This window comes from Photorhabdus akhurstii, from assembly GCF_018448925.1.
Classification (GTDB): domain Bacteria; phylum Pseudomonadota; class Gammaproteobacteria; order Enterobacterales; family Enterobacteriaceae; genus Photorhabdus; species Photorhabdus akhurstii.
The window spans coordinates 1-4,799 of sequence record NZ_RCWE01000056.1 but is presented as its reverse complement, the minus strand read 5'-3'; the positions used below and the strand labels follow the sequence as shown (position 1 = coordinate 4,799).

The 4,799-nt window shown below is 59.3% G+C and carries 3 protein-coding genes; all 3 read right to left on the bottom strand.

Going from position 1 to position 4,799, the window contains the following annotated elements; genetic code table 11:
* Window positions 1-942 precede the first annotated feature (942 nt).
* Window positions 943-1,959 (bottom strand): site-specific tyrosine recombinase XerC, encoded by a 1,017-nt coding sequence (xerC, locus tag EAE93_RS23430; RefSeq protein WP_214040684.1) that lies wholly within the window; start codon window positions 1,957-1,959, stop codon window positions 943-945.
* A gap of 132 nt (window positions 1,960-2,091) precedes the next feature.
* Window positions 2,092-2,229, bottom strand: coding sequence for a hypothetical protein (locus tag EAE93_RS23425; protein WP_214040683.1), 138 nt, complete (start codon window positions 2,227-2,229; stop codon window positions 2,092-2,094).
* A partial coding sequence (locus EAE93_RS23420) for a toprim domain-containing protein (protein WP_214040682.1) occupies window positions 2,208-4,799 on the bottom strand: 2,592 nt, incomplete at its 5' end. The genes EAE93_RS23420 and EAE93_RS23425, both read right to left, overlap by 22 nt.

Below are 4,799 nucleotides of genomic sequence, written 5' to 3'. Positions count from 1 at the left end.
TCGCCGTCCCACACGACTGGAGTCTCCCGACGTCATCATACGGTTGAGCAGACTTTTGTCATTGATTTAACAGCCTTTTTTCTGGCTGCTTTTTCCCGCGTTGTTAAAGAGCATTCCAATTCGTCCCGACGGGTACTTTGCCGATGTTAGCTCACTTTTTCCCCGCTGTCAGTGCCGGATTTTGGTTTCATTTTCCTGCCGGAACCGGGGTTTTATCGGGAACCCGTGACGGCGGGGCAGCTTGTCTGCGCCGCTGACGCGGGTTGGCCGGGTGCGGGCTGGCGAGGCCCGCAGGTGAAGCTTTTCCGCCGGGAAGCCCCCTCTGGGGGCTGCACGGGGCGGAGATGGCGAGCACGGCAACGAGCAAGGAGCCTGCGACTGCGAGCCGGGCGCAGCCAGTGCAGCGGGGTCGGGGCGGGGGTAATAAATTGAGGAGGCCGCAGGCCGACTGGCTTACCGGTCTGTGGCCGTTGACCTTGACGGACTGACCGGCAACGGTTTAAGGCAGATTTGGGCACCGGAGCCGCCACGGACGGCGGCGACTGCGGCGGTGGGTTTTAGTGCAGTAGCTGACAGCGGAAGGCGTCCGCCTTGCGCGCCACGGGGGCTAAGAAGCCCAACCCGGCGGCCAGCCGCGCACCGGGGGTTAGGTAACCGCGCAGCGCCCTTCGGTGGGCGGCGCCGACATAATGTTCCGTTAAGCGTGGCGGGCCGTTCAGGCCCATTGCGCTTAATGCCACATTATGTTGAATGGCGGCTGACCGGCAACGTGAGTTGCAGAGGACGCCGGGGTTCAGCGCCGGGCGGCCGGCATTTACTGCCGGGCACGCCGAAGGTAGGGGGCAGTCCGTGCGCAGGGACGCGCGCGGTCTGCCTTTCACTGAACCCCACGTGCTGACAGGGAACCGGCTAACCGCCGAACTGTCCAACTGCACTGAGGTTTCAGTCCGGCTTAGCGCTATCCGTTTGCCTGTCGTCTGGCGGCGTAGCCTGCTTTGATTTCCGTTCTGCCGGGTGCGTCTGCTCATGCACTTCCTTTAAGTGGCCGATAGCCACGCGCGTATAGATTTGGGTGGTTTCCAGACTCGCATGCCCTAATATTGCCTGAATGTGCCGGGTATCGGCGCCGTTCTCCAGCATTTGCGTCGCCATTGAGTGGCGGAACAGGTGACAGGCCCCGGCTTTGTCCAGTTGCGCTTTTTGGCGAATGCTGGCGCCCGTCAGGTGGGTGAGTCGGTCGCGTGACATCTGCCGGCCGTTGAGGGTGATAAACAGGTGGCCGCAGTCATAACGGCGGGCCAGTCGGGGCCGCACGCTGTCAAGGTAGCGTTGTAACCAGCGCAGGGCCTGTTCACCGATGGGCACCACCCGGTCTTTACGGCCTTTGCCCTGTCTCACCAGCAGTACGCCGCGCCCGAAGTCGATGTCGCTTAACCGCAGATTGGAGAGTTCCATCCGTCGTATCCCGCTGCTCCACAGCACTTCGAGGATGGCCCGGTTTCTTAAGCCTGTGGGCCTGTTGATATCAATGGCCTGTAATACCGTCTGTGTTTCGTCTTCGCTCAGGACCTGAGCGGGTAAGCGTTTATCTCTGCGGGGCAACACCAGTCCTTCGGCCGGGTTGTACAGGATATACTGGCGTTGTCGCAGCCAGCGGAACCAGGCCCGGAGGTCGCTCAGCCGTTTTGACTGGGTGCTTACGGCCAGCGTGTGGCCGTCGGCTTTACGGTAGGCTCTCAGCCAGGACTGATAACTTTCCAGTAACGGCGGGCTGACTTGCGGGGCGGATATTACCCCCCGGGCCTCACACCAGTTAATGAACGGTAACAACCGTTCCTGATAGCCGGTCAGCGTCCAGGTGCTGTAGTTTCTGGCGTTCAGGCAGTCCAGATACGCGTCGAGGTGCTGGCGTAATGAGGTGAGATGAGCGGAGTGTGTGGGAAAGATTATCTGAGTCATGACGGGGGTTCCTGTAAGATACATTGATTGTTGTTATGGGGGTAATCCGTGACTACGTTACGATGCGGTTTTTCTTTATTGTTGCCGGAACAGTGCTTTTCGGCCTGCCCCGACCGCTTTAGCGACGATGCCTTATGTGGCCTGTATTTTGGGTGGTTTATGCTGCCCGACCGGTCCCCGGCCTGCATCCGACTGGCGGGCGACCGTCGAAGTGATAACCCCGACCGGACGGAATCGTATTCCGGCTTTCAGGGCGCTATCAGACCGCACAGGTGCGCCGTGTCGTTATCTTCACCGTCGAACAGCAGTTCATAGACGTATGTTAGTCCGCGACGGTGCAACAGCAGGTATTCCATTTCGACCAGCCGTGACAGATGGATTTTCAACTGGGTATCGCCCCACTGTATGGCGTCACGCAACAGTTTGCGGGTGAACAGCCACTCATGGCGCGGCTGCCCGCTGGCTTTTACCCACGCCTGTATCAGCAATAACAGTTTGCGGGTCTGTGGCGGCATTTCATCCAGCGTGCGGCCTAATATCTCGTGGGCCAGCCGGTTGGCTAAGTGGATGTCTTCTTTGGTCACCTCGATATAGTCCAGCCGTTTTCCCCGGTGCTCGACGGTTTTTACTGCCCGCTGGTGCTGATGCAGCAGGGCGATACTTTGTATCAGGGTGAGATATTTCATGTGGTCGCGTCGGGTGCGGGTTTTATCGCTCATGAAGGTCAGTTGTGACGCATAAGGGTTAACCACATTGAGCGGGCGTAACAACCGCTGGGCGTTCTGATGCAGCTCGGTGATATAGGTCTTTTCATTCTCCGCCAGTAAGCCTTCGAGGGTCTGTTTATGGCGCTGCAACGCGTGGATAGCTTCGGTCTGTTCCCGCGATTCGTTCACGGTCAGCACCAGACAGCGGTTTAGCAGCTCTTCATCGACATCAATCGCGGTGGTGGTGAGCATCAGCATCACCGGGCCTTTTACCGTGTACTGTTTGGTGACCAGATTGCCGCTGGCGTCATCTTTACCGGTACTGGCAATGGTCAGTTCGCCGTCGCTTTGTAACAGCTTAAGCGCATAGGCGGCCTGTCTGACACCTTCCTCTTCGGCAATGGCGAGGATTTTATGCTGGAGATTGGTTTCGCCCAGATAGAACAGGCTCTGGCCGGTCATGGCGCTGTATTGCAGCCGTTCTTCTGCCGGTATCAGATTGAGTACCGCATCCATTAAGCTGCTTTTACCTGCCGCCGAACTGCTTTGTATCAGCACGGCCAGCGGACGGTCCAGTTTGCGGCTGACGGCAGCTAAGTAACCGGCCAGCAGATTGGTGCTTTCCCCCACGACGCCACAGGCGGCTAAGTCAGCGGTGATGCGCTCACTCAGTTGGGGGTCTTGCAGCAGTGCTAACGCGGCGGCTCGTTGGGTTTCGCTGAGTTCAGGAACCGGTCGGGCAGCCGTCTGTTCACGGATACCGGCCTGTTGACACTGTTCCAGTACCAGTAACACTTGTCCCAGTGAACGCCGTAAGTCAGCTTCGGCCCGTCCCAGTTCGGTGGCGGCCAGTCGCGCATACCCGCCCCGGCTGCGGGCGTTCATCATGTCCACGCTGTCGGCGAACATGACGCCGCTGTCGGTATCAATCACCTGAGCATTGACTTTCATGACGGCTGCGCCGGGTCGGACCTGAGCCAGCCCGCGAACACACCAGCGCTGCGAACCCAGCGAGATGAGGATTTCGCCGTTTGGCCCTGTCTCCCACACCACCCCTGGCAGAGATATCGGTCTTGTCGCCCCCTCAGCGGCTAAAGCGGAAGGGATGTCTGTTGCCGGTGACGGATGCGCTGCCGGTGCGGCCTGTTCTTCGGTGTCGGTTTCCTGCGTCAGGTCGTACATGGGGACTGCGCCATCCAGCAATAACCCGAATGCGGGTTCCGGCTCGGCGACCTGACACAGATAGCTGTTGGCATCCATGCCTTTGGGGAACACCACCCGGAACACGGCGAGGCCGGCGGCAATCAGGTCGGCGGCCAGTTTCATCGCGGCCTCATTGCCGGTATTGTCATTATCGAAGGCAATCAGCACCTGTCTGACCTGATGTTGTTTCAGTGCCTGCCAGTGGTCGGGGGTAAAGCCATTGACGCCGTAAGCGGCGGTTACGTTACGGTATCCCGCCACCCAGAACGACATGGCATCGATTAACGATTCACAGAGGATAAGCGATTTGGACGCTGTCATGGCGGCTGCATTCCACACGCCGCGGTGTTCACCGGGCAAGTATAAATGTTTCGGGGTGCCCGCTCGCAGGCGCTGGATGATTTTGCGGCCGTAGATTTCCTGCACCTGTCCGTGGCTGTCGAGTACCGGCACCACGAGCGAGCCGCTGAAGTGTTCATGCCCTGACTCCCGCAGCAGGCCCACGGCTTGTAACCGGGCGCGAATAGCGGCGCCGGCTTTCAGTTGTTTCTCCGGCAGCCGGTAGGCCAGAGTCCGGTTGGCAAAACCGAGCTTAAAACCGGCGACTAATTCGGGATGATGTAACCGGCGTTTTTCCAGATAGGCGACGGCTTCGGGGGCGTTGAGTAACGTATGATGGTAAAACTCGACGACCCGGTTGAGCAGCGCCTGCCGTCCGGCTTCGTCTTCGGCCAGCACGGCGGGTTCATTCGGCTGAACCAATGGCGCCACGGCAGGGTTATTTCCCAGTGTTCCGCGCAGGTGTTCTGCGGCCCGCCGCAGGCTCAGACGTTCGGTTTTCATGACCCAGTCGAGGACGGAACCGCCGGTGTGACAGCCGAAACAGTGATAGAGGTTCTTTTCCGAACTCAGCACCATTGACGGGGTTTT